This is a genomic window from Halorubrum gandharaense, from assembly GCF_054654575.1.
The window spans coordinates 1644088-1669108 of record NZ_BAAIET010000001.1; the positions used below are offsets into that span (position 1 = coordinate 1644088).

The window sequence follows — 25021 nt, forward strand, 5'->3', positions numbered from 1 at the left end:
CGTCTACCGGCGAGCGCGGCTGTGGACGGGGCGACCTCCACCCGAAGTCGAGGGGTAGTGGGTGCTGGTGGCACGCCCCGGCACGGCCTGCCGCGCCGGGGAAGAGTCCGGGTGGACAGTCGTTCGCTTATAAGTGTGGGACGGCGACGGGGCGGCCGGCGAGCCCCCACGACGACGTTTATAAGCGACTGACGAGGAGAGTGGGCCGGTGAAGACGACGGCGAACTCCTCCAAAGCCCCGCCCCGCACCTTATAAGCGGCTGATAGCGTGTGCACGACGGCAAACTCCCCCAAATCCCCGCCTCGCTCCGGTCGAGGGCCTCCGTGCGCTCCTCACTCGCTTCACTCGTTGCGGTGCTACGGTCGGCCGTCTTCCCGGAGCGAGGCGCCCCTTTGAGTCCCGCCCCGCACAGCACCGCACCCGCACCTCACGCCTCCCCAGCCTCGGCAGACGGCCGCCGGCGGGGAACCGCTCCGCCGGCGCCCGCTGCCTCCCTCGCGTGCCGGCGAGCGCCCTATTAAGGGCGCTCGCCGGGCGCGCCACAGCGATGTGGGCAGTCCCACTTGGAGCACCTTCTCCCACCTCTCTCACCCACGTATCGCCCTCGCGTCACCCCCTCCGGCGTGGGGTATATACGCGTCTATCACCTTTCTGCCTGTGTGACTGACCGGACGATCCGCGCCCGTGACCGGCCGGTGTTCGGCGTCGACGTGCAGAGCGGCGACGTTCGTGGGGCCGACCCCACCTACGCGCTCGTCGTGCTCGACCCCGTCGACGACGACGACCCGGATGCGCCCGACGCCGACGGTCCCCTCGCGCGGGTCACGCGCGACGCCGTTTCCCTCCGCAAGCTCCGCCGGCTGATCGACGAGCGCGAGCCACGCTTCATCGCCACCGACAACGCCTACGAGCTGGCCCCCGACAAGAACGCGCTCGTCGGCCTCCTCCGGAGCCTCCCCGACGGCACGCGACTCGTGCAGGTGACCGGCGCCGAGCGCCCCGAACCCCTCTCGCGGGTCGCCTCCCGACACGGCATCCCGTACGGCAAGAAGCCGATGCAGGAGGCGGAGGCCGCCGCCCGGCTCGCCGCCGCCAACGTCGGCCACGAGGTGACCGCCTTCACCGACGAGACCACGGTGAAGGTCTCTCGTGGCCGCTCGACCGGCAAGGGCGGCTGGAGCCAGGACCGCTACACCCGCCGGATCCACGGCAACGTGAAAAAGCGGAGCCGACAGGTGGAGTCGAAGCTTCGCTCGGAGAACCTCGACTACGAGAAGGAGGTGACCGAGAAGTACGGCGGCTACTCCTCGGCCGTATTCACGGTCGAGGCGCGCCCCGAAGACATCCCCGTCTCAAACTCCCGCGCGGGCGACGTGCGCGTCGAGGTCGAACGCGAGCGGCGCGACGGCGTGGAGTACGAGCCCCTCGTAAAACGGCGCGACCGCGTCATCGTCGGCATCGACCCCGGGACGACGACGGCGGTCGCGATTGTCGGCCTCGACGGCACCGTCCATGCCCGCTTCTCCTCGCGGACGGCGGACACCGCCGACGTGACCGAGTGGATCATCGAGCAGGGGAGACCGATCATCGTCGCCGCCGACGTGGAGCCGATGCCCGAAACGGTCGAGAAGTTCCGGCGGTCGTTCGACGCCGCCGCCTGGCGGCCGACCACCGACCTCCCAGTGGACGAGAAGCTCCACCGCACCCGGGAACACCCCTACGAGAACGACCACGAGCGCGACGCGCTCGCCGCCGCGCTGTTCGCCTACGACGACCACGAAGAGCAGTTCGAGCGGATCGCCGCCAAGACGCCGCCCCGGCTGGACCGCGAGGCAGTGATCGCGCGCGTCGTTGCCGGCGACCAGTCCGTGGAGACCGCCGTCGCGGCCCTCCGCGACGACGACGGCGGGGACGACGCTGACGAGGACTCCGAGGAGAACCCCACGGAACCCGAACTCACGGAGGAAGAAGCCGAGATCCGCCGACTCCGCGAGCGCGTCGAGCGGCTGGAGGGCCACACCGAGAGTCTGGAGAACGACCTCGACGAGCGCGACGAGCGGATCGCGGAGCTGGAGGACGAGCTGGAGGAGGCCAAACGCGAGGAGCGGATCGAGGCGCGCACCCGCCGGATCGTCTCCCGTATCGAGCGTGAGCGCGACCGGATCGAACGCGAGCGCGACGACGCCGAGGAGCGCGTCGCCGAACTGGAGCGCAAGGTGGAGACGCTCAAGGAGCTGTGGAAGCTCGACCACTCCAACTTCGCGGACGTGGCCGCCGAGCGCGAGCTCGTCTCCGTGAAGGTGGTCGAGCAGTTCACGCTCGACGCGGTCGACCGCGCCGACGAGGAGTACGGGCTCGTCGCCGGCGACGTGGTGTACCTCCGGGACGCCTCCGGCGCCGGCCGACGCACCGCCGAGCGCCTCGCCGGAACCGACCCCCGCGTCGTGATCCGGGACGGCAACCTCTCGCAGGTGGCCGACCAGGTGCTGTTCGACCACGACATCCCGGTCGTGCCGGCCGACGACGTGCCCGTCCGCGAGGTCGACGAGCTCGCGGTCGCCGGTGAGGGCGACCTCGAGGCCGCCATCGAGGCGTGGGAGGAGCGCGCCGCGGACCGGCGGAAGGCCGAGCAGGCCGAACAGCTCGACCGGATCATCTCCGAGCACCGCGCGGGCACGAAGCTCCCCGAAAGCGAGGAGTAGGGGGCCGGCTAGGTCGCCTCAAAGACACCTTATAAGTGACCCTGCACCAACCATTGTCTCGTTGATCGACTTCGCCTACTCCGTCGTCGCCTGGACGATGGTCGCGATCTTTCTGGTTGCGACCGTGTTCTGGTTGGTCGAGGTGCTGATCGTCGGGCGCGCCCGCGACCACCCACAGGAGTACGGCCTCGACGAAATTCAGGTTCGAGTGATGACGATCGATGCGGAGCCGATCGTCCAAGGGACCGTCGACTCCCTCCCCGAGAGGCTCACCGACGTCCACGTGATCGCCGAGCGGCCCATCGAAGTGGACGACGCAACGGTCCACGTCGTTCCGGAGTCGTTCTCGTGTACGGCAAAACGAAAGGGACGCGCAGCCGAGTGGGCGAGACGGAACGTTCCGACTCCCGAAAGCGAGTTCGTGCTCTATCTCGACGAGGACACGCTCGTACCCGAGCTGCCGCCGTTTCCGGACGCGGACATCGTCCAGTTGATGGAGCGACCCGTCCGGACCGACTCGTGGCTCTGCTACTTCGCGGAGATCTTCCGAATGGGGTTTCAGATCGAACAGCGGACGTTTCCCCGATTCCGATTTCCGCTGTACGCGTGGGGCGGGGGGTTCGCCGTCCGGGCGTCGCTGGAGGACGAGATCGGCTGGGACGTGGACACGGTCACCGAGGACACGAACTTCATCTGGCGGGCGTTCGCGAGCGACGACCGAAAGATGGCGGTGCTCCCGGTGAAGCTGCTGAACCAGGCCCCCCCGACGATCATGGAGATGATCCACCAGCGCCGGCGCTGGATCTCCGGCGCCGCACGAGACTCCAACCTGCTTCCCATCCGCTACCGGCTGCTGTCGCTGTTCCGCAACGCGGCGTGGGCGCTCGTCGCGCTCTCGCCGGTGCTGCTGCTCCCGTACGTCTCCCCGCTGTCGATGACGCTGTGGCCGGCCGGCTACCAGTACGTGATCCTGTTTCAGCTGGTCGGCCTGTTCAGTTGGGGGTTCATCGGCTACTGGTACTACGCCGAGCGGTTCCGCGTGCTCGTTGCACTGTTCGTGACGCTTCCGGTGGTCGCCCTGCTCCACGCCGTCGGCGCACTGTGGGCGGTGATCAGCCCGACGACGACCTTCCGCGTCACCCAGAAGGTCCCGCCGACCGAGATTCACGACGAGGTCGTCGAGGAGCTTCACCTTGAGGAGCACCACCACGACCACGCGCCACGACCACACGAGAACGCCGATCAGGCGGCGGACACCGACGGCGAGGGCCGCGAGGAGAGCGCCGGCGACCCCGACGCGTCGGCCAACGCCAGTCGAGACTGACCCCCGGCCGGACGCGGGCGGTGGGGCGCGACCGTCGGCGTCGTGAACGCCGACGTCTCGCTCCCGGCATGAGCCGGCACCCAGTATGAGACGCCACCACGGACTTCCAGAAGTCATATGTCCGGGAGTCGCACAACGGAAGGTATGGATGCCCACGAGCTGATCACCCGGAACGCGGCCGAGGTGGTCACCGAGGAGGAGATCGAGGCACTGGCCGACGACCCCGACGGCAAGCGGGCGTACGTCGGCTACGAGCCCTCGGGCGTGCTCCACATCGGGCACATGCTCACCGCGAACAAGCTCATCGACCTCCAGAAGGCCGGCTTCGAGGTCACCGTTCTGCTGGCGGACGTACACGCGTACCTCAACGACAAGGGGTCGTTCGAGGAGATCCGCCGCACCGCCGAGCGCATGCGCGACCAGTTCATCGCCTACGGGCTCGACGAGTCGAACACGCAGTTCGTGCTCGGCTCCGATTTCCAGCTCGACGACGACTACACGCTGGACCTCCACGCGCTGGAGCTGGAGACGACGCTCGCGCGCGCCGAGCGCGCCATGGCCGAGATCAAGTCCGGCGACTCCGTGAAGGTCTCCCAGGCCGTCTACCCGCTGATGCAGGCGCTCGACATCCCGTACCTCGGCGTCGACCTCGCCGTCGGCGGGATGGAACAGCGGAAGGTCCACATGCTCGCACGCGACGTGCTCCCGAGCATCGACCGCAAGCCCCCGACGAGCCTCCATACGCCGCTCATCGCCGACCTCGCCTCCGGGCAGGGGAAGATGTCGTCGTCCGGCGGCGTCACCATCTCGATGGAGGACTCCCGCGAGGAGATCGAAGAGAAGGTGAACAAGGCGTACTGTCCGCCCACCGCGGACCCCGAGCCCGACGACGACGGGAACTCGCGTGAGAACCCCGTCCTCCAGATCTTCGAGTACCACGTGTTCCCCCGCTTCGACGAAGTCGTCGTCGAGCGCCCCGAGGAGTACGGCGGCGACCTCGACTACGAGCGCTACGACGCGCTCGAAGCCGACCTCGAATCCGGCGATCTCCACCCCGCGGACGCGAAGGGCGCGCTCGCGGAGTACCTCGACCGCCTCGTCGCCCCCGGACGCGAGCAGCTGGTCGACGAACAGGAGTAGGCGACGCGCCGCCCCCAACTACGGACCGTCAACCACGAACCGTCGACCGCGGACCAACCGGCTTTTTTGTGAACCCGACACGTGAGCCGTGCATGGCCTCCCTCGCCCCGTTTGCCGGCCTCGTCGTCGCGCCGGCTGCTGCCCTCCTCGTGTACGCCGACGCCCGCCGTCGCGACATCGACCGCCCGAGGCGCTCGCGTCTCGCCGGGATCGTCGGCCTCGTTGCGTTCGTCGGGTTCTGGGTACCGTACGCTTTCCCGACGGAGGTCGACCGACTGTACCGGTCGCTTGTCGTCCCCGATCCCTTCATCTACAGGTCGCCCTACGAGCGACAGCTCTCCCACGTGATCGTCGGTGCACTTTCGACCGCGGTCGCCGTTGTCGCCGCGCTCGGCGTCTCACGGTGGGGTGAGGCGTGAAATCTGGTTCGGGAAAAGGAGCTCTGTTGAAGTCCTTTGTAGGTGAGATGTTCTGACCCGACTCCGGTCTATACTGGGTCCTCGATGAGTGAGATCGGGAGTAGGTGTAGCACGTGAGCGGGTTTGACATTTATAAGTGGGGCGTGGGTGGGGTTTTGAATCTTTTATAAGCGGTTGCTGAGGTGAGCACGGCGACGAATACCTCCAAAGCCCCAGCCGGCTCCGGTCGAGGGGCTCGCTGCGCGCTCAAAAGGCCTCTCCGCACGGCCCGGCCTTTTGAGTGCTTACGTCGCCCATCTTCCCGGAGCCGGCTGCCCCTTTGAGTCCCACCCAACCGCTCCGCAACCGCACCTCACGCCTCCCCAGCCTCGTCGTCGCCTGCGGCGACGACTCCCTCGCGCGCCGACGAGCGCCCAGGGGGCGCTCGCCGGGCGCGCCACCGCACCGCATATCCGTTTATAAGTAACCGCCGTTGGCGCTCCTCTCCGTTTATATACCAGGTCGCCGGCGGCGAATTGCAACACCCACTCCCGATATCGCTCAACAAGCAGTTCTCATCGACCGGCCGTTTCAGGCGGGAATACAGCTGAAGAATAGGATTTCAACAGAGCCGAAAAGCGGACCGGCAGCCTAGTTCCCGGTCCAGCGCAGTATCGCCAGCGTCCCCTCATAGAGGACGATCATCGTCAGCGTGACGATGATGGGCGCCATCCCGGTCGGGTCGGGGCTGAAGATGAACGCGATCCCGAGGAACGCTCCCCAGAAGATCAGCCGCTTCTGCTCGAGCCACCGGCGGGTGACGAGGTTCATCATGATCGCGAGCATGATGAACAGCGGGATCTGGAAGACGATCGCCATGAACGCCAACATCACCACGATCAGGTTGAACGTCTCCGCGAGCCCGAACGCGACCGTCGCCGCGTCCTCGGTGTAGGTGGTGAAGTACGAGAAGATCGCCGGGAGCACGAGGAAGTGCGCGAACGCGACCCCGACGGAGCCGAGCACAAGGCTGGTCGGGACGGCCGCGAGGTAGTAGCGCCGCTCGTTGGAGTAGAGCCCCGGCTTCATGAACCGGTAGGTCTGGTAGACGAACGCCGGGAGCCCGACGACCACGCCGGCGATACCGGCGACCTTCAGCCGGGTTAAGGGGAGCTCCAGCGGCCCGTACAGCCGCGGCCGATTCACGTCGGAGCCGGGCTCCGCGCCGGGAATGTGGTAGTTCCAGAAGTACTCGATGAGCGCCGTCGATTCGGTGACGGCGATCAGCGTCGCCAGGCCACCGAACAGGAAGACGATCGCCAGCCGGCGCATCATCTCCTCGATGTGCTCGGCCAGCGGCATCTCCTCGTCCGTGTCGGGACCCTCTATACCGTCGAAGGTCTCCTCGTTTTCCCCGTCGTCCGCGCCGTCATCTTCGTCCTCGTCCGCATCTTCGCCGTCGTCCGCGCCGTCATCTTCGCCGTCGTCCGCGCCTTCGTCGTCTGCAGCTTCCTCCTCGTCCGCGTCCACATCCTCGCCGTCCTCTTCGCCGGCATCCGAGTCCTCTCCACCGTCGTCGTCCGCCTCCGGCGACGGCTCCGAATCTGCGGCGTCCGCAGACTCCTCGGTCTCTCCGTCCTCGTCACTCTCGCCACTCTCGGACCCGTCCACGTCGTCGGAGGGACCGCGCGCGCCGTCCGCGCCGCTGTCCTCGCCGTCGAGGTCGATCGTGGCCGTCGAATCCGACGGCTCCTCGTCCGCGTCGTTTCCGCCCTGATCGCCGTCTCCGGGGTTCTCGGGGTTCTCGCCGTCGTCGACCGCGTCGTCCGTCGGCAGGTCCGGGCTCCGCGCCGGCTCCTCGTCGCCGTCCGACGGCTCCTCGCGCGACCGGTCGGAGTCCTCCATTCACTTCATCCCAGCCGCCCGGTGATTATAGGCCTTTTCGGATGCGACCGGGTTCTCGCGGCGGGCGCGGTCGAAAAGGTTGATAACGACGACGGACTTCCCCCACCACATGGCGAGTGCCCTCGACGAGGATACCCAGCGATCGCTCGCGGAGGGACGCGAGTCGGTGAAGGCCGTCCTGCGGTCGATCCAGAAGGACCTCCAGAAGGTCTTCATCGCGTTCGTGCTGGGCTTTTTAGGCACGTTCTGGGCACTCCGGATGTACATCTGGGACTTCCTGTGGGAGATCACGCAGGCCAACATGTCCGACCCCGTCCGGGCGGAGGCCGACGTCATCGCCCAGACGCCGTTTGAGGTGATCCTCCTACAGGCGAAGATCGGGCTCATCGTGGGCGGGATCGTCGCCATCCCGCCGCTGGTCTACTTCATGCGCCACGAGCTTCGCGACCGCGGGATGTGGCCCCAGTCGCCGATCCCCCGCTGGAAGCTGGCGCTCATCGGTCTCCTCGCGGTCGTGCTGTTCGGCGTCGGGCTCGCGTACGGCGTGTTCGCCTTCTTCCCGCTGATGTTCTCGTTCCTGGCGAGCTTCGGCCTCGAAGCCGGGCTCCAGCCCACCTACTCCATCGTGATGTGGACCGAGTTCATCGTCTTCCTCTCGCTCTCCTTCGGTCTCGCGGGCCAGATGCCGCTGCTCGTGACGGGGCTGTCGTACGCGGAGATCGTCCAGTACGAGACGTTCCGTGACAAGTGGAAGTACGCGGTCGTCGCCATCTTCGTGTTCGGCGCGCTGTTCTCGCCGCCGGACCCGTTCACGCAGCTGATGTGGGCGTTCCCGCTCATCCTGCTGTACGGCTTCTCGCTGTACCTCGCGAAGCTCGTCGTCACCGCAAAGCGGAGCTCCGACCGGATCTCCGTGCTCGGCTCGATGCGCACCCACTGGAACGTCGTGCTCGGCGCGGGCGTGTTCGGGGCCGGCGTCACCTACGTCTTCTACGAGTACGGCGGCCGCGGAGCCGTCAACGACCTGCTGCGCTGGGTGGGCAGCGACTGGCGCTTCTTCGCGCCCGGCGAGGCCGCCGCGCTCGACCCGACGACCGCGCTCGCGCTGTACGCCGCCGCGTGGGGGCTCGCGTTCGTGCTCGTCGCGACGCTGTGGGCCGTCTACGCCGACCTCGACACGACGAGCGCCGGCTACCAGTACGGCGACCCCGAGGCGCTCGACGTGGGCGAACTCGACGCGGCCGGCGTGCGCGCCGCGCCCGACGAGCCGTTCGTCGGGATGAGCGAGGAGGAGTCGCTGTCGCTCGCCAGCGCCGCCATGGAGGACGACGACCCGGAGAAGGCGCAGGCGATCCTCGACCGCTTCGACGACGTGGAGGCGGAGCGCGAGGAAGCGGAGGCCGAGGGGGAGGCCGGAGCCGAAGCCGAGGCGGCGTCCGGCGGCGTCACCGACGCGGTGCAGGACCGCACCTCCCGAGCGAGTTCGACGTTCCTCGACGAGCTCACGGACGAGGACGCCGAGGACGACATCGGCGGCTACTACAAGGACATTCGCTTCATTTTCGATTCGCTCCGCTCGCGGTCGTTCAAGATCCTCGCCGTCTTCGGCACGGTGATGGCCGGCGTGTTCACCTGGCTGTACCTCGGCGGGCTCGGGACCGTCCAGCGCGACCTCGAGTCTCGCGTGCCGGCGGCGGTCGACGGCGGGATCAACCTGATCACGCTCCACCCGGTCGAGGCGCTGGTCTTCATGGTGAAGTTCTCCGTGCTGATGGGGATCCTCGCCGTCTTCCCCGTCGTGCTCTACTACGCGTGGCCCGCGCTGCGCGAGCGCGGCTTCGTCGCCGGCCGACTCCGGCAGGTGTACCTCTGGACCGGCGCGCTCGTCGCCGGTATGGTCGGCGGCTTCGCGCTGGGCTACGGCTACATCGCGCCGGGGATCATCGGCTGGCTGGTCACCGACGCGACCAACGCCAACATGATCATCACCTACCAGGTGAGCGACTACCTCTGGCTGGTGATCTTCACCACCGTCGGGATCGGGTTCCTCGCGAACATCCCCATCGGGATGGTGCTGTTGAACAACTCCGGGGCCCCCTACCAGGCGTTCCGAAGCCGCTGGCGGGAGGTCACGGTCGGGATCATGCTCGCCGCCGCGGTGTTCACCCCCGCCGACGTGATCACCATGTTCCTCGTCACGATCCCGCTGATGGCGGCGTACGGCGTCGGCCTCGGACTGCTGTTCCTCGTCACGTTCGGCGGCCGACGGAACCTCTCGCCGCCGTCGGAGATCATGATGCGGTGAGGAGTCGGCGAGCCCGCCGGCGCTCGCGGGTCCGTCGGCGGTTGCCGGCACGCTGCTCCCGTCCCGACCCACTTCGACAACCGAGGGCGGCGGAACTGAACCGCCGAGGGACACAAAGGAGACCCTGACGCCTCGCCGCGGACGTTTTCACTTTCGCTTTCGGGCGCGGGTTTAAAGGGTGTGGGAGAGACGTATCGGGTATGAGCCAGACCAGTTTCGACGACGAGGACCTGTTCGGGGAGGCGGCCGAGGAGATGCGCGCGGACGTCGAGGAGCATCTCGCGGCCGCGCGGGCGGAGCTGCCGGCGCCCGACGACGTGTGGGAGACCGACGCCGACAACGTGCTCGGCGTGCTCAACGGCCTCAAGTCGGGGCTCGACGCCGGTGACGCCGTCGAACACGTTCGCTCCGCGAAGAAGGCGTACGTGATGGGGACACGCGCCGACGCCTTCGAGGACGCCGACGACCTCGAAGCCGACATCGAGGAGCTGGAGGCCCTCGTCGCCGACATCGAGGACGCCGCAGAGGAGGTCGCCTCGCTGACGGGGACGATCCCCGCACTCCGCGGCGCACTCCAGGAGGCGGCCGCAGACGACGAGGACGGCGAGGACGAGGAGTAGCCCCCGACGACCGGACACACAGCCGCTACCGCGTCACTTCTCGAGGTTCCTGTCGACGACCGCCCGCGAGAGCCGCACGAGCGCGTCGCTCGCGAGCTCCAGCAGCTCCACGCCGCGGGCGGCATCACCCTCGGCCGGGTCGCCGACCACGCCGTTGGCCGTGAACTCGTCGGAGTCGTGTGCCAGGTTGACGCCGGCAACCCACTCGCCCCAGCGGTCGGCCGCACCCTCTCGGGCGGCGGCGATCCGGTCTTCCCGCACCAGCTCCGGGTTCGTCGCGCGGAGGAGCGCGGTCTCCAGGGGTCCGGCGTGGCCCATCTCGCTCGTGTGCTCGCCGACGGCGTCGAACCAGGTGAACGCCACCGCGTAGCCGTCGTGGTCGAGGTCACGGGAGAACCGCCGCGCGACCTCCGCGAGCGCGTCGATGTTCCCGCCGTGCCCGTTGGCGAAGACGACGCGGTCGACGCCGTGTGCCGGCAGCGACGCGGCCGCCTCATGGACGTACGCGCGGAAGGTGTCCGGGCTCACCCACATCGTGCCCTCGAAGGCGCGGTGTTCCTCGGCGACACCCACGGGAACGGGCGGTGTGACGAGCACCTCGCCGCGGTCGGCGTCGCTCGGGTCGTCAGTGCCGCTCGATCCGGCGGTCCCGCTCGATCCGTCGGCGTACGCCGCCGCGGCCGCCTCCGCGACCGCGACCGCGTTCAGCGTGTCCGTGCCGAGCGGGGCGTGGGGGCCGTGCTGTTCGGTGCTGCCGACAGGGACGACGGCGAGGTCCACGTCGGCGTCGCGCACGTCGGTCCAGGTGGCGTCCGCGAGTCGCATACGCCGACTCCGCGGGCCGCCGCCGTATAACCCGCGGTCGCGACGGCGAGCAGCAGCGACGGCGAGTGGCGGCGAGTGATGACGGGCGAGGGCGGATGACGGCGGGCAACGGCGAGTGGCGGCGGGTGACGGCGCGCGACGCCGAGGGTGTGTCACTCGGCCCCGACCATTTAACCTCCCCCCGACGGATGGGCCCGTATGACCGACGCGAGCGAGGGGACGCGCGTGAAGGGGGTGGAGTTCGGGGCGCTCAAGGGAGCGCTCCTCGAACAGGAGTATCCGGTGACGGCCGCCGAGCTCGTCGAGCAGTACGGCGCCTTCGAGCTGGAACACCCGACCGGCCCGGAGCGGCTGGAGGACGTGTTGCACCGCGTCGACCACGCCAAGTTCCGTGAGCCGTGGGAGGTTCGGGACGCCGTCCTCGAAGGCGTCGACCACGATCCCGCCGAGCCGAAGGCGGACGGTGACGTGGACGGAGGGGAAGCGGCCGGGGACGACGGCGAATCGTCCGACACCGGCGACTGGACGCGCACGTAGCCTGCGGAAACACGACCTGCGGAAACGCGGCAGAGGGAGGAGAGACGCGCCGCGACGGCCCGGACGACTCAGTCGTCGTCGGCGTCGCCGTCGGCGTCAGCGTCGTCGATCAGCTGGGCGGTGCGCTCCTGTGCGCGGTCGATGAACTCCTGTGGAAGCTCGTCGATCTCGCCCGCCTGCACGCCCCAGAGGTGGGCGTACAGCCCGTCGTTCTCCAGCAGTGCCTCGTGGCTGCCGCGCTCGACGATCTTGCCGTCCTCCAACACGAGGATCGTGTCCGCGTCCTTGATCGTCGAGAGACGGTGAGCGATGGCGAACGTCGTCCGGTCCTCGGTGAGCCGGTCGAGCGAGCGCTGGATCAGCATTTCCGTCTCCGTGTCCACGTCGGAGGTCGCCTCGTCGAGGATGAGCAGGTCCGGATCCTTCAGGATCGCCCGCGCGATGGTGACGCGCTGGCGCTGTCCCCCCGAGAGCTTCACGCCGCGCTCGCCGACCATCGTGTCGTAACCGTTCGGGAGGTTCTCGATGAACTCGTGGGCCTCGGCGGCCTCGGCGGCCTCGCGGACCTCCTCGTCGGTGGCGTCGAACGCGCCGTAGGTGATGTTCTCACGCACCGTGCCGTAGAAGAGGAACGTCGTCTGGCCGACGTAGCCGACGGCGCGGCGCAGTGACGGAAGCGTCACGTTCTGGATGTTCTGTCCGTCGATCCGGATCTCCCCCTCGTCGGGGTCGTACAGCCGGAGCAGGAGCTTGAGGACCGTCGACTTGCCGGCGCCGGTCGGCCCCACCAGCGCGAGGGTGTCGCCGCCGTCGACGGTGAAGTCGACGTCCTCGATGATCGTCTCGTCCTCGTCGTAGCCGAAGGTGACGTCGTCGTAGACGACCTCGCCGTCATCGACGACGAGCTCCTCGGCGCCGTCGTCCTCCGCGAGCAGGTTCGTCTCGTCCATCAGCCCGAACGTCCGCGCGGAGGACGCGCGGGCGCGCTGGTACATGTTGATGATCTGCCCGAACTGCGCCATGGGCCACACGAACTGCTGGGTGTAGAGGATGAACGTGACGAACGTCCCCGCGGTGAGGGTGCCGGTGAGCGGGCCGGGCGCCGTGCCGGTGAACACCCAGTACCCGCCGACGAAGAAGGTGAGCACGAAGCCGAAGCCGGAGAGCAGCTGGAGCCCGGGGAAGAACTTGATCCGGATGTCGATCGCCTCCCAGTTCACGTCGTAGTACTTCCGGGAGACGTCGTCGACGCGCTCGGACTCGTACGCCTCGGTGTTGGCGGACTTGATCACCTGAATGCCGCCGAGGTTGTTCTCCAGCCGGGAGTTCACCTTCCCGACCGACGAGCGCACCTTGGCGTACTTCGGCTGGATGAGCTTCACGAACAGGTAGGTGAAGCCGGCGATCAGCGGAACCGGAAGCAGCGACACCAGCGCGAGCTGCGGATTGAGATACAGCAGGAGCCCGGCGATCCCGAAGATCATCACAGCGAGCCGGAAAAAGGAGTTGAGTCCGTCGTTGAGGAACCGTTCGAGCTGGTTCACGTCGTTCGAGAGGATCGACATCAGCTCGCCGGTCTGTTTGTCCGAGAAGAACTCCATGTTGAGTCGCTGCATCTGGTCGTAGGTGTCCGTCCGAACCTCGTGTTGGATGTCCTGTGCGAACGCGTTGAACCCCCAGTTGCGCAGCCAGTGGAAGATCGCGCCGAACACGAACGAGCCGGCGATGATCGCGACCACGAGGAAGAACTGGTTTGCCGGCTCCGCCGGGAGCCACGCGTCGGGGACGAGCGGGAGCGCGAACGCCGTCGTGCGCGGCGGGAACAGGGCGTCGATGGCGATACCGAGGAGGAGCGGGGGAAGGAGGTCGAGGAGACGAGCGAAGATGCTGCCGACGATGCCGACGGTCACCGAGAACCAGTTCGGCTTCCCGTAGACGGCGAACAGGCGCCGCATCGGGTTGTCGACGTTGTCCCGCTGTTCCTCGAACGGGTCGTCTTTGTCCCAGTCGATGCTGCTCATTGCGCCGTGGTTCCAAGCAGCGAGGGATATAGGTTTGCTTCAAACCGCAAGGCTGCGGCACGCCTTGCCGACGCCGCCTCAGATCGCGTCGCGCTCGACGGCCGGATCGACGCCGGCGGCCGCCAGATCGCCGCGAACGCGCTCGCGGAGCGGGCCCGGAACGCTCGCGCGCGGAACGGGCGCGGCGGTTCCCGGGGCATCATCGTCCTCGCTCGGCACGGTCCAGTAGACGACTCGCTCCGACTCGGCGTAGAACTCGACGGCGAACCGGTCGCCGCCGCCGGCGTAGTGGACCCGTGCGGCCGCACCCTCAGCTCGCCAGCCGTCCCGTTCGACCAGCGCGGCGATGGCGTCGTGCATGGGCGAAGTTGCACGGGAGCACTGATAAGGGCGTGGCGAGCGGGACGGCGGGCGCACGGCGCCTGCGAGCGCATCGCCCGAGGTGCGCTCGGCGAGCGCTCATCGAGGGCGGCAGTCGTGCGCGAAACACCCGGGCTGATCGCCGAGTAGCAGCGTCCATGCGGCATCGCGCGGCGCTAGCCCGAACCTCCTCACGGTGTCCCGTGGCTGCAGGTCGAGAGCCGGCGCGTCACCGAGTGGCGGTGGCGACGAACTCGCGACCATGCACGTCGTCGTGAACGATCTCGACATCGCGCGGCGCGTCGCCGTCGAAGGTCGCCTCCACCCGGTAGCCGCGGTCGGTGAGCACCTGGGCACACGCCTCGTCGTCGTCCGCCTGATACTCGGGGGCCACGACCAGTTGGAGCACCTCGCCGTCGTAGCCGGCCGACGCGACTTCGGGGTAGTGGCAGGCGGTCTCGCCGGTGACACAACCCCGAACGACGACCTGCCCGGCGGCACGGTCGAACGTCACGGACGCCGATCCCGAGTTCGCACACGGTGCGAGGTCGATCCGAACCTGACGCAGGTCCGGCGTCGGATCGCCGGTGGGGGCGTCGCCGTTGGCTGGCCGATCCGGGTCGGTCGTGGGCGCGCGGACGCAGCCGGCGGCGACCGTGGCCGCCGCTGCGCTGCAGAGTCCGAGCAGTTGGCGGCGGTCCATCGTGTCACTGAAAAAGAGCCGTAGGCGGATGGACCTTCCGCCCGTGGGCGGGCGGCGTTCCAAGTGCTACGCGACGCTCCGGACGAGCTCCAACAGGTCGTCCTCGTACTGCTCCGGATCGAGTTCGAGGTCGACCTCGATGGAGACGGAGACGGCCGAGGAGAGCGCCTCGTCGAGGTCGGCCGCGAAGTTCTCGGCGGGGAACGCGCCGCCGGCGACGAGCACCGACTCCTCGGCGTGCCACACCGCGAGCCGGCCCGCGACCGGGATGCCGTCCTCGTCGATCGCCAGCTCCTCGTCGTCCGTCACCGGGACGCTGATCGGCTCGAACGGGAGGACGCCCTCCATGTCCGTCCGGCGCGCGCTCTCGCCGGAGTCGACCGTGAGCTCCCCCTCGTCGACGGTTTCGACGCCCTCGACGCCGTTGGCCTCCATCTGGGCTGTCAGCTGGTCGCGGGCGTTCGCCTCCACCTCGTCGATCACCTGCTCGCGGCCGACGCCGCCCGGCAGGTTTGTGAGGTCGGGGTCGAACGTCACCCGGCTGGCGAAGAAGGTGACCGGCCCCTCCGTCACCTCGCCGAGCGTCTTCTCCGCGAGGTCCTCACGCAGCGGCGCGTTCTCGTAGATCTCGGTGGTCGCCGTCGCCGTGATCTCCTGGCCGGCGACCGACTCGCTGAACGCCGCCGCCTGCTCCTCGTCGACGAGCTCCCAGTCATTGGCCGCCAGCAGGTCGTCCGGCACGTCCGGCGGGCTCGGCGACGCGCTCGCCACACAGCCCGCCAGCCCGAGGAGCCCGGCGCCCGCAGCCGTCCCGACGAAGTTCCGCCTGTGCATGCCCGACACTCGCCGTTTCAGGGGTTTGAACGTGACGCCGCGGCGATCAGGCTGGATCCCCGATATCGGGCCCGCGGGCGACGCGTTTTACCCGATCGGCGCCCTTCCGCCGGCATGGAGTTCCGATTCGAGCTGGCGCTGTGTGCCACCCTCGAATCGCCCGCGCGTGTCGTCTCGCGCCAGCTCGGCGCGGGCATCGAGCGCCCCGGCGGCCGGATCGTCGACGTCTGTCTGTTAGAGCCCGGCCCGATGTTCGCGGAGCGGACGGCGATCACCCCCGAGCGTCTGCCGGCTCCCGTCGTCGAGGCGGCGGTCGCCGGCCGGCTGGGGCCCGGACGAGCGACCCCGGTTCGGCAGTCGCTCGACTGCTCGCCGTCGCACGCCCGGGACGTGGCCGAAGCCGCCGCGGACGCCGGCTTCCTCGAACTGGAGCGACGCGAGGGGCAGCTCGCGGCGCGAACGACGACGCGCTACCCGACCGAGTGGGTCGGCGAGCTCGTGGCGGTCGAAAACAAGCCGGACCTCGGGACGCCCGGCGACCTAAAGGCGCAGCTCCGGTATGACGCCGCGCTCGGCCTCTTCGACCGGGTCGTCCTCGCGACCGCCTCCTACGTCACCCGCGCGCATCTCAACCGGATCCCCGATGCGGTCGGCGTCTGGCGCTTCGATCCCGACACCGGCGAGCGCAAGGTGGTCCGCGAGCCGACGCCGCTCGCCCCCGACGCGCCTGGCGTCGAGATCCGCGCGGAACACCCGCTCCGGACGGACGTGTCGCTGGTCTCGCCCACAGCCAAGGCCCGCAAGCGCCGGCGGATCGCCGAGCGCGTCTACGGGAAGGGGTGGCGACCCGACCCGCCGGCGTGTGCACACGCGACGCTCACTGAGGACGGTCGACCCCGGTGTGCCCACTTCGACCGGATCGTCAACCCCGGACGGGAGTGCGGGCCGACGTGTGCGGCGTACGAGCCCGGCGGACGGGTCGGGGATGTCGGAGACGACGGCCCCAGCGACACCCTCGCGACGCTCCGCGACGAGCGCTCGGCGTGGGTGGCGTCGCCGGAAGGCCCCGCCCCACGGCGACAATCGGGGCTCGACCGGTTCGGATGAGCGGAGGCTGTTGCGATCCAGTTTGAAAGCCAGCCTCGACTTTGACCAGTTCAGACTCCTCGATGAGTGATATCGGGAGTAGGTGTATTACGTGAGCGGATGTGGCGTTTATAAGTGGGATGTGTTGTGGTAGTGGATGGTTTATAAGTGGTGAACGGAGTGAGATCGCCGGTGAGGACCGCCTGCAAAGCCCTAGCCGGCTCCGGTCGAGGGGCTCGCTGCGCGCTCAAAAGGCCTCGCGGTGCTCGACCTTTTGAGTGCTTACGTCGCCCGTCTTCCCGGAGCCGGCTGCCCCTTTGAGTCCCACCCCGCACCGCCCAGCACCGCACCTCACGCCTCCCCAGCCTCGTCGTCGCCGCCGCGGCCCGCCGGCGCGAGGCGCCGGCGACGCCACCGCACCGCATACCGCTTATAAGGAAGGCGTCACACGGCTCTCGCTCGTTTATATACTGCATCGCCGGCGGCGATCTGCAACACCTACTCCCGACCTCGATCAGCAAGCACTCTCCAGAAACCGACTGAGGTGCGCGGTTTCGCATCCGAACAAGCGGCTTTCAATGGAGCCAGAGAACCGGTCGTCGACTACCGGCCGAACCGTCGCTGCCGGTCCTGGAAGTCGATGAGGGCGCGGAGGTAGTCCCGCTTTCGGAAGTCCCGCCAGTTCACGTCGGTGAAGTAGAGCTCCGCGTAGACGGACTGCCAGATGGCGAAGTCGGAGAGGCGCTCGGCGCCCGTCTTCACCACGAGGTCGGGGTCCGCCGGAAAGACGAGCCGCTCGGCGATCCGCTCCTCGTCGACGTCGTCGGGGTCGAGCTCGCCGGTCGCGGCGTCGGCGGCGATGGAGCGGACCGCCTCCGCGAACTCGGCTTTCCCGCCGAGGCCGATGCCGACCCGGATGGGCGCGTCGGCGCGCTCGGTGTCGTCGGGGCCACGGACGGCAATGGGGGCGGGGGCGTCGAGGTCGCGAAATCGGCGGGCGAGCGTCGGCACCACGGACTCGTCGAGCACCGACACGGAGACGGTGGCCCGGTCCGCGCCGTACTCGAACGCCCACTCCAGAAACGCCGAGAGCGTGTCGAACGCCCCCGCTTCCAGCAGGTCGCGTTCGGTGATCGCGAGCGCGACATGGGCGGGGGGGTCGCCGGGGTGGCGACGATGGCGAACGGCGAGATACGCGTCGTACAGTCCCACATCGCCGGCTCCGCGTGCCGGAGGGAAAAAGTCGCGGGTGCCGGGGCGTCGCCGGGTTTGCCGCGCGTCGTCGCCGGCGTCGACGCCATCGCGGCCGGTGTCGGGACCGTTAAGTGGTCGTCGTGGGTACGCCGGAACGTGACTCGGAGGCTCAGACGGGCGAGCGTGTTCGCCGCCGTCGCCGCGCTCGCCGTGCTGGCGCCGGTGCTCGGCGACGCAGCCGCCGTCCCGTTCCTCGCCGTTGCCGGAGTCGCCCTCGTCGGAATTCGCGAGGGCGAGCTGTTCGAGACGTTGGCGCTCCCCGGTGATAGGGAGGACCGCCGACTCTACGGGCTCGCGGCGTTCGCGCTCGCCGGCGCCGGCCTCGCCGTCTTCGCCTCCATCCCCCGGGAACCGCTTCCGTACGGTGCGTTCGCCGCCGCGATGCTCGCAGTCGGCGTGGGTCGGCTCGGTCACGCCGCCGTCGCCGAGCGCAGCGACGACCCGTTCCCGCGGATCGCCGGCTACCTCACCGCCGGGTTCCTCGCGGCCGTCCTTGGACAGATTCTCGTGGCGCTCTCGACCGGCGTGAGCGACCTTCTCGCCATCCTTCCGCGCATCCTCTTTCTCGCCGCCGTCGCCGTGCTCACCGCCGGACTGGTTCGGTCGCTGGTGTACGACCGGGACGCACACATCACGGCAGTCGTCGTCGCATTCGTCGCGTGGGCACTCGGCCTGCTGGTGCCCGCCGTGAGCGTCACCGGCATCGCCGTCGCGCTCGCGGTCACGCTCGGGCTCGGCGGGGTGTCCTACGCGCTCGGCGCAGCCTCGGTCCCGGGGATGCTCACCGGCGTCCTGCTGTCGCTTTTGACCATCGTACTCGGCGGCGTTGGCTGGTTCCTCCCGCTCATCGCCTTCTACTCCGTCGGCGCGCTGGCGACCAAATACCGCTTCTCCGAGAAGATCGACCGCGGCGTCGCCCAGGAGAACGAGGGCGCTCGCGGCACCGGCAACGTGCTCGCCAACTCCGCAGTCGGACTCGCCGCGTTGATCGGCTTCGCCGGCACGCCCCACTTTGGGGATGCTGCACCGCCGGCGCTCGCGCCGGCCACCCTCGAACTCCTGTTCGCGCTGGCGTTCGCGGGCGCGTTCGCCACCGCGCTCGCGGACACCCTCTCCTCGGAGATCGGCGGCCTCTACGACAACCCCCGGCTGATCACGACGCTGAAGCCAGTCCCGCCGGGCACCGATGGTGCCGTGACCTGGCAGGGCGAGGTGGCCGGGCTCGCCGGCGCGCTCATCATCGCCGTCCTCGCCGCGCTCGGGATGCCGCTCGGCGCCGCCGGCGACCCGCTCGTCGGCGGTGCGCTGGTCGCGCTCGGCGGCGTGGTGGGGATGACGGCCGACAGCCTGCTCGGCGCGCTGATCGAGGGAGACCGGATCGGCAACCAGGCCGTCAACTGCCTCGCCACGCTCGTCGGCGCGCTGGCGGCCGTCGGCGCCGGGGTCGTGGTCGCATAGATGGCGGACGAGGACTCCCCGTCCGACGAGCGCACGCCGGACTCCAGAGTTCGATCGGCTCGACCTGCCGACGGCGACCGGATACGCGAGCTGCAGTCGCACCTTCGACAGTCGAGCCCGGAGCTGTTGGAGTACGGGCTCTCGGTCGGCACGGTCCTCGTCAGCATCGCCGGCGGGAGCGCCGGCGGGCGCGTCGTCGGCTACCTGCTGCCGGTCGACGCGCCGAGCCGACCGGGAACCCACATCGCGGAGATGGTCGTCGATCCCGCGTTCCGCCGGGAGGGCCGCGGCCGGGGATTACTGTGCACCGCCATCGAGACGTACGGTGCCGACGGTCCCGTCACCCTCCAGACGCACCCCGACAACGAGGCGGCGCTGGCGCTGTACGACGAGCTGGGCTTCGAGGTAGTCGAACGGCGAGAAGACGAGTATCCGGACGGCGACGCGCTGGTTCTGCGACTGGCATGAGGCTCAGGCCTCGACGCGGAGGTCGCCGGCCGTGCGGACCCGCGTCCCCACCGGCTGTTTCACGAACTCGCCGGTCGACCGTCCGAGCAGGTCGGTGACGCCTCGTTGGGCAGCGACGTCGAGCAGGCGCTGGGAGATCTCGCCGTCGACGACGACCGTGTGGGGGGAGTCGTCGGCCGACTCAACGAGGTCGAAGGCGTCGGCCGCATCGCTCTCCGCGAGCACGCCGCCGTCGGCGTCGAGCAGCCTCACCTGTCCGGTGCCGGCGTCGATGACCTCCTGGACGTGCTCCGTCAGCGAGCGTGGCTTGTCAGTGGCGTCGGCTTCGTCGGCGTCGGCTTCGTCGGCCACGGATCTGACGGCGTCCGCACTCGACTCAGCTTCGGCGGCATCCGCACTCGACTCGGGTTCGATGTCACCGGGCTTGGACTCGGGAGATTCGACGGTGTCAGATTCGGCGTCGGCCGCCTCGTCCGTGTCGGCGTCATCAACGCTCCCCTCGTCGTCTTCCGTTTCCAATCGCCCGTCACTGGGTGGCGCCGTTCCGTTCGTCTCTGCGGAGGTGGCGCCCGTCGCCGAGGTGTCGGCCGTGGTCGCACCGGTCGCCCCGTCGGCCGCCTCCCGGAGATTCGGCTCGTCGGCGAGCGCACTGTACGGGACCTTCCCGCGGAGCGCCTCGAAGACGCGACCGCGGTCGAGGTCCTCCACGGAGTCGCCCGCGGGCGCGAACGCGACGTAGTCCACGTCGCCCACCTGCGCCAGCTCGCGGAGGATCAGCTCGCCGCCGCGGTCGCCGTCGAGGAAGGCGGTGACGGTACGCTCGGCGGTGAGTTCGGCGACGGCGTCGGGGACGTTCGTCCCCTCGACGGCGACCGCGTTCTTGATGCCGCATTCGAGGAGGGTGAGCACGTCCGCGCGCCCCTCCACGACGATGACGGCGTCGGAGTCGCCGACGCGGGGGCCGGCGGGGAGCCCCTCGTAGTCGACGATCCCCTCGACGCGGGCGGCGTCGCGCACCTCCTCCAGAATCTCGTCGCTGGCGAGCGTCGTCTCCTCGAAGCCGTCCGCGAGGAGCTCCTTGGCGCGCTCGACGATCTCTCTGCGTTTCGCGGCGCGCACGTCCTCGATGCTCGTCACCTCGACGGAGGCGTGACAGGGGCCGATGCGGTCGATGGTCTCGAGCGAGGCGGCGAGGATGGCGGTCTCGACCTTGTCGAGACTCGACGCCACCGTCACCTCCCCGAACGACTGTCCGTTCTCGGACTCGACGGCGACGTCGATCCGGCCGACTTTCGAGGACTCCTGGAGGTCCCGCAAGTCGAGTTCGTCGCCGAGCAGTCCCTCGGTTTGGCCGAAGACGGCGCCGACCACGTCGCTCCGTTCGACGACGCCGTCCGCGGCGAGGGTCGCGTGAACCAGGTATTTGGCAGTGTCGTTCATGGCAGTGATGGGAATGGTGAATCGGGCGGTGACCCGCCCGGGCCCTTATATACGAGCGTTCGGCGGAAATAGCTACCGTCCGCCGGTTCGACTCCCGACCGCCACCGATCAGGTGTTGTGAAGAATAATAGTCTTCATACAACAGCTCCGAACAACATCGGTACTCTTTAGGCCTCGGTGGAGCAGTTTTGTCCAATGAGTCGGCAAGGCTTGGACTGGCTGTGGATCCCGACGTTCGCAGTGTTGGTAGCGTTCGCGGTGCCGTGGCCGCTGTGGGGCGTGGACCTCGTGGTCGCCGGGCTCCCGGTGTGGATCTGGTGGCACGTCGGCTGGCTGGTGTTGTGTAGCCTCCTGTTCCACCGGTTCGCGACGAGCGGGGCGTGGGAGCGCGGGATGGGACGCCGCAGGGACGAGGATGGCGGCGACGACGCCGGCGCCGGCGCCGGGGCGACGGACGGCGGCGCGCCCGTGGACGCGAACGCCGACGGTCCCGGAGGTGAGTCAACGTGAGCCTCTCGCTCCAGCTCGGCATCGTCGTCGGCTACCTGCTCGTGGCGCTCGCCATCGGGCTGCTCGCCTATCGGGTGGCGGAGGCGACCGCCGAGGATTACTACCTCGCGAGCCGGTCGATCGGGACGGTCGTCCTGCTGTTTACGACCTTCGCAACCCTGCTATCGGCGTTCACCTTCTTCGGCGGCCCCAACCTGGCGTATGAGGCCGGCCCCGAGTGGCTGATCGTGATGGGCGCGCTCGACGGCGTGCTGTTTGCGGTGCTCTGGTACGTGATCGGCTACAAGCAGTGGCTGATCGGTAACCGGAACGGCTACCTCACGCTCGGCGAGATGCTCGGCGACCGGTTCGGCTCGCCCGGCCTCCGGGCGCTCGTCGCCGGCGTCAGCCTGATCTGGCTGTTCCCGTACGTGATGCTCCAGCAGATGGGCGCCGGCGAGGCGGTCGCCGGCCTCACGGGCGGTGCGGTCCCCTACTGGGCCGGCGCGGCGCTGATCACCGCGTTCATGATCCTCTACGTCGTGCTCGCGGGGATGCGTGGCGTCGCCTGGACCGACACCGTCCAGGGGCTGTTCATGCTCTCGATCGTCTGGATCGCGGCCGTCTGGGTGCTCTCGCAGGTCGGCGGGCTCGGCGGTGCGACGGCGTCGATGCTCGATGCTCGCCCCGAGTTCGGGAGCTTCGGCGGCGGCGTCTACACGCCCGGGTTCATCATCTCCTCCGCGATCACCATCGCGTTCGGCGTGACGATGTTCCCGCAGATCAACCAGCGCTTCTTCGTCGCCAAGCGCGGCGAGGTGCTCAAGAAGTCGTTCGCGCTGTGGCCCGTGCTCGTGCTCCTGCTGTTCCTCCCCGCGTTCATGCTCGGCGCGTGGGCGGTCGGAATGCCCGTCGACGTGCCCGAGGGCGCCAACGTGCTGCCGGTGGTGCTCAACGAGTACACGCCGATGTGGTTCGCGGCGCTGGTGATCGCCGGCGCGATGGCGGCGATGATGTCGTCGTCCGACTCGATGCTGCTGTCCGGGTCGTCGTACTTCACGCGGGACGTGTACCGGCCGTTCGTCAACCCCGATGCCTCCGAGCGCCGCGAGGCATGGCTCGGCCGGATCGGCGTCGCCGCCTTCGCCACCGGCGCGTTCCTCGCGAGCCTGCTCCGTCCGGGCACGCTGATCGAGGTGGGCGACACCGCCTTCTCAGGATTCGCCTTGCTCGCGCTCCCCGTCATCTGCGCGCTCTACTGGGACGGGATCACCCGCGACGGGATGGTCACCGGCGTGCTCGTCCCGCAGGTGGCGTACCTGACGGTCGTGCTCTCGTCCGTCCTCCCGGTCGTGCCGACCCTTCCACGATCCGTCCTCGGCGGCTGGGACGTGGCGCTCGGGCTGATGGTCCTCTCGGCGGCGCTCACCCTCGGCGTCTCGTGGCTCACGACGCCGACGGCGGACGACGACCCCTCGCGGTTCGCGGTCGCCGGCGACTGAGCGGGGCGGAGTGGGGAGGAGCGGGGCGGAGTGGGGCGGAGTGGGGCGGGGCGAGGCGGAGTGGGGCGGGCGTCGACGAAGCGGATCCGGCCGTCGGGAGCGAAAGGTCAAAGCGGGCGCATCCCCCAGTACGGGTATGAACGAGCCCGGAACCGAGGGCGTGCTGCTCGACCAGGAGACGCTCCACGAACGGCTCGACGACGCACCGGACTGGCTGCAGGAGCACTACCGCACCTTCCGGGAGTCGATGCTCGGCGAGCGCGACGGCGAGCCGTTCCCCTGCTACTTCGGCATCGAGGTCGAACGCGAGGGTGACCTCCTGTATGCGGCCTGCGAGTCGACGACCGACCCGGCCGCGCTGCTCCGACTCCGTGACGTGCTGCTGGAGTATCTCGACACCTACGAGGACCACGCCGACCGGGTGCCGCTGGCCGTCTTCTTCAAACCCCCGGACGGGGAGGCGACGGAGGCCGACTATCACGAGTCGCTCTGGCACGTGCTGGAGTTCCTCCACGTCCACGACCCGGAGCCGTGGCCGGACGACATTCCCACGGACCCGGACGACCCCTACTGGGAGTACTCCTTCGGCGGGGAGCCGCTGTTCCCGACCTCGCGGGCGCCCTTCTACGACGAGCGCATGAGCCGCTACTCGCCGGTCGGACTGGAGATCACGTTCCAGCCCCGGGCGGTGTTCGACGGGCTCACCGCCGACACGGAGGCCGGCGAACACGCCCGGGAGATGATCCGCGACCGGATGGAGGCGTACGACGGCGTCTGTCCGCACGCCGACCTCGGCGACTGGGGCGTCGAGGGCGACCGCGAGTGGAAGCAGTACCTGTTCCGGGAGGACCCCGAGCAGAGCCCGGACGAGTGCCCGTTGGCTCCCTCCACGGAGCATCCGCGCGCGCCGCCGGAGCTGCTCGAACCCGGCGCATGGCGACGGTTCGCGGATGGTGGCGCCGTGGGAGACGGCTCCGACTCGGGCGACGCACGCGCGGACGGCGGTCGCTCGACGGGAGACGGCGCATGACCGACGGCGACTCACCCGAAGACGACGCTCCCGACGGAGACACTCTCTCGGACGCCGACCTCCTCGCGGACGCCGTCCTCCTGCTGATCGACTTTCAGGTCGGCTTCGACGACCCCGCGTGGGGCGAGCGCAACAACCCCGACGCGGAAGCCCACGCCGCCGCTCTCCTCGACGCGTGGCGAACGGCCGACCGTCCGGTGGCACACGTCCGGCACGCCTCCACGGAGTCGGACTCCCCGCTTCGTCCGGATGGACCCGGCTTCGCGTGGAAGCCCGAGACGGCTCCCGTCGACGGCGAGGCCACCTTCCAGAAGCAGGTCAACGGGGCGTTTCTGGGGACCGGTCTCGACGACTGGCTCCGCGAGAACGGCTACGACCACCTCGTTGTCTGCGGGCTCACCACCGACCACTGCGTCTCCACGACGACGCGGATGGCCGAGAACCGCGGCTACGACGTGACGCTGGTCGCGGACGCGACCGCCGCGCACGCCCGCGAGACGCACGACGGCGAGCGGATCGACCCGGAGACCTCCCACCGCGTCGCGCTCGCACACCTCAACGGGGAGTTCGCGACGGTCGTCGAGCACGACGAGCTGCTCGGGTAGGGGGCCCAAGGTCA

22 protein-coding genes are annotated in these 25021 nt (G+C 69.2%); 14 read left to right on the plus strand and 8 right to left on the minus strand.

The window, feature by feature from the left end; translation table 11 throughout:
- Window positions 1-660: 660 nt before the first annotated feature.
- From ACYQ07_RS07850 to ACYQ07_RS07865, 4 genes are all read left to right on the plus strand, one after another.
- Complete coding sequence (locus ACYQ07_RS07850; protein ID WP_459879529.1) at window positions 661-2703, plus strand: DUF460 domain-containing protein; 2043 nt, start codon at window positions 661-663, stop codon at window positions 2701-2703.
- 61 nt (window positions 2704-2764) lie between these two features.
- Window positions 2765-4027, plus strand: coding sequence for a glycosyltransferase family 2 protein (locus ACYQ07_RS07855; RefSeq protein WP_459879532.1), 1263 nt, complete (start codon window positions 2765-2767; stop codon window positions 4025-4027).
- Window positions 4028-4171: 144 nt separating this feature from the next.
- Entirely contained in the window at window positions 4172-5167 is a 996-nt protein-coding gene (locus tag ACYQ07_RS07860; protein WP_459879535.1) for a tyrosine--tRNA ligase, read from the plus strand.
- 92 nt (window positions 5168-5259) lie between these two features.
- Window positions 5260-5586: a hypothetical protein gene (locus ACYQ07_RS07865; RefSeq protein ID WP_459879538.1), complete on the plus strand. Its 327-nt coding sequence runs from the start codon at window positions 5260-5262 to the stop codon at window positions 5584-5586.
- A 630-nt stretch (window positions 5587-6216) separates the two neighbouring features.
- Here ACYQ07_RS07865 and tatC read toward each other — a convergent pair.
- The gene (tatC, locus tag ACYQ07_RS07870; protein ID WP_459879541.1) at window positions 6217-7470 is read right to left on the minus strand and encodes a twin-arginine translocase subunit TatC; all 1254 of its coding nucleotides are present in this window, start codon (window positions 7468-7470) and stop codon (window positions 6217-6219) included.
- A gap of 109 nt (window positions 7471-7579) precedes the next feature.
- Between tatC and ACYQ07_RS07875 the strand changes: the two genes are divergently transcribed.
- Together ACYQ07_RS07875 and ACYQ07_RS07880 are read left to right on the plus strand one after the other, a co-directional pair.
- Entirely contained in the window at window positions 7580-9775 is a 2196-nt protein-coding gene (locus tag ACYQ07_RS07875) for a twin-arginine translocase subunit TatC (protein ID WP_459879544.1), read from the plus strand.
- A gap of 200 nt (window positions 9776-9975) precedes the next feature.
- On the plus strand, window positions 9976-10395 hold the full coding sequence (locus ACYQ07_RS07880; protein WP_459879547.1) for a DUF5790 family protein: 420 nt from the start codon (window positions 9976-9978) through the stop codon (window positions 10393-10395).
- 33 nt (window positions 10396-10428) lie between these two features.
- On the opposite strand, the gene ACYQ07_RS07885 is transcribed toward ACYQ07_RS07880, so the two are convergent.
- On the minus strand, window positions 10429-11220 hold the full coding sequence (locus ACYQ07_RS07885) for a creatininase family protein (protein WP_459879549.1): 792 nt from the start codon (window positions 11218-11220) through the stop codon (window positions 10429-10431).
- A 198-nt stretch (window positions 11221-11418) separates the two neighbouring features.
- Here ACYQ07_RS07885 and ACYQ07_RS07890 point away from each other — a divergent pair, with 198 nt between their 5' ends.
- Window positions 11419-11757, plus strand: coding sequence for a DUF5789 family protein (locus ACYQ07_RS07890; protein WP_459879552.1), 339 nt, complete (start codon window positions 11419-11421; stop codon window positions 11755-11757).
- 68 nt (window positions 11758-11825) lie between these two features.
- Here ACYQ07_RS07890 and ACYQ07_RS07895 read toward each other — a convergent pair whose 3' ends face one another.
- From ACYQ07_RS07895 to ACYQ07_RS07910, 4 genes are all read right to left on the minus strand, one after another.
- Window positions 11826-13778, minus strand: coding sequence for an ABC transporter ATP-binding protein (locus tag ACYQ07_RS07895; RefSeq protein ID WP_459879555.1), 1953 nt, complete (start codon window positions 13776-13778; stop codon window positions 11826-11828).
- Between the two features lie 78 nt (window positions 13779-13856).
- The gene (locus tag ACYQ07_RS07900) at window positions 13857-14138 is read right to left on the minus strand and encodes a DUF7538 family protein (RefSeq protein WP_459879557.1); all 282 of its coding nucleotides are present in this window, start codon (window positions 14136-14138) and stop codon (window positions 13857-13859) included.
- 229 nt (window positions 14139-14367) lie between these two features.
- The gene (locus ACYQ07_RS07905) at window positions 14368-14841 is read right to left on the minus strand and encodes a hypothetical protein (RefSeq protein ID WP_459879560.1); all 474 of its coding nucleotides are present in this window, start codon (window positions 14839-14841) and stop codon (window positions 14368-14370) included.
- Between the two features lie 66 nt (window positions 14842-14907).
- Window positions 14908-15675, minus strand: a complete 768-nt coding sequence (locus ACYQ07_RS07910) for a DUF6517 family protein (RefSeq protein WP_459879562.1) — start codon at window positions 15673-15675, stop codon at window positions 14908-14910.
- Window positions 15676-15789: 114 nt separating this feature from the next.
- On the opposite strand from ACYQ07_RS07910, the gene ACYQ07_RS07915 reads away from it, so the two are divergent.
- Window positions 15790-16782, plus strand: a complete 993-nt coding sequence (locus ACYQ07_RS07915) for a DUF5787 family protein (protein ID WP_459879565.1) — start codon at window positions 15790-15792, stop codon at window positions 16780-16782.
- Window positions 16783-17364: 582 nt separating this feature from the next.
- Here ACYQ07_RS07915 and ACYQ07_RS07920 read toward each other — a convergent pair.
- A complete protein-coding gene (locus ACYQ07_RS07920) occupies window positions 17365-17973 on the minus strand; it encodes an undecaprenyl diphosphate synthase family protein (protein WP_459879568.1) in 609 nt (202 codons plus the stop codon).
- Window positions 17974-18111: 138 nt separating this feature from the next.
- Between ACYQ07_RS07920 and ACYQ07_RS07925 the strand changes: the two genes are divergently transcribed.
- Entirely contained in the window at window positions 18112-19473 is a 1362-nt protein-coding gene (locus ACYQ07_RS07925; RefSeq protein WP_459879572.1) for a DUF92 domain-containing protein, read from the plus strand.
- Complete coding sequence (locus ACYQ07_RS07930; RefSeq protein ID WP_459879575.1) at window positions 19474-19941, plus strand: GNAT family N-acetyltransferase; 468 nt, start codon at window positions 19474-19476, stop codon at window positions 19939-19941.
- A 3-nt stretch (window positions 19942-19944) separates the two neighbouring features.
- Here ACYQ07_RS07930 and dnaG read toward each other — a convergent pair whose 3' ends face one another.
- Entirely contained in the window at window positions 19945-21381 is a 1437-nt protein-coding gene (dnaG, locus tag ACYQ07_RS07935; RefSeq protein WP_459879577.1) for a DNA primase DnaG, read from the minus strand.
- 195 nt (window positions 21382-21576) lie between these two features.
- Here dnaG and ACYQ07_RS07940 point away from each other — a divergent pair, with 195 nt between their 5' ends.
- From ACYQ07_RS07940 to ACYQ07_RS07955, 4 genes are all read left to right on the plus strand, one after another.
- On the plus strand, window positions 21577-21891 hold the full coding sequence (locus tag ACYQ07_RS07940; RefSeq protein WP_459879580.1) for a DUF3311 domain-containing protein: 315 nt from the start codon (window positions 21577-21579) through the stop codon (window positions 21889-21891).
- Complete coding sequence (locus ACYQ07_RS07945; protein ID WP_459879583.1) at window positions 21888-23372, plus strand: sodium:solute symporter family protein; 1485 nt, start codon at window positions 21888-21890, stop codon at window positions 23370-23372. The genes ACYQ07_RS07940 and ACYQ07_RS07945 overlap by 4 nt, the downstream gene beginning before the upstream one ends.
- Before the next feature lie 136 nt (window positions 23373-23508).
- Complete coding sequence (locus ACYQ07_RS07950; protein WP_459879586.1) at window positions 23509-24402, plus strand: YqcI/YcgG family protein; 894 nt, start codon at window positions 23509-23511, stop codon at window positions 24400-24402.
- Window positions 24399-25007, plus strand: coding sequence for a cysteine hydrolase family protein (locus tag ACYQ07_RS07955; RefSeq protein ID WP_459879589.1), 609 nt, complete (start codon window positions 24399-24401; stop codon window positions 25005-25007). Before ACYQ07_RS07950 ends, ACYQ07_RS07955 begins: the two co-directional genes overlap by 4 nt.
- Window positions 25008-25021 lie beyond the last annotated feature (14 nt).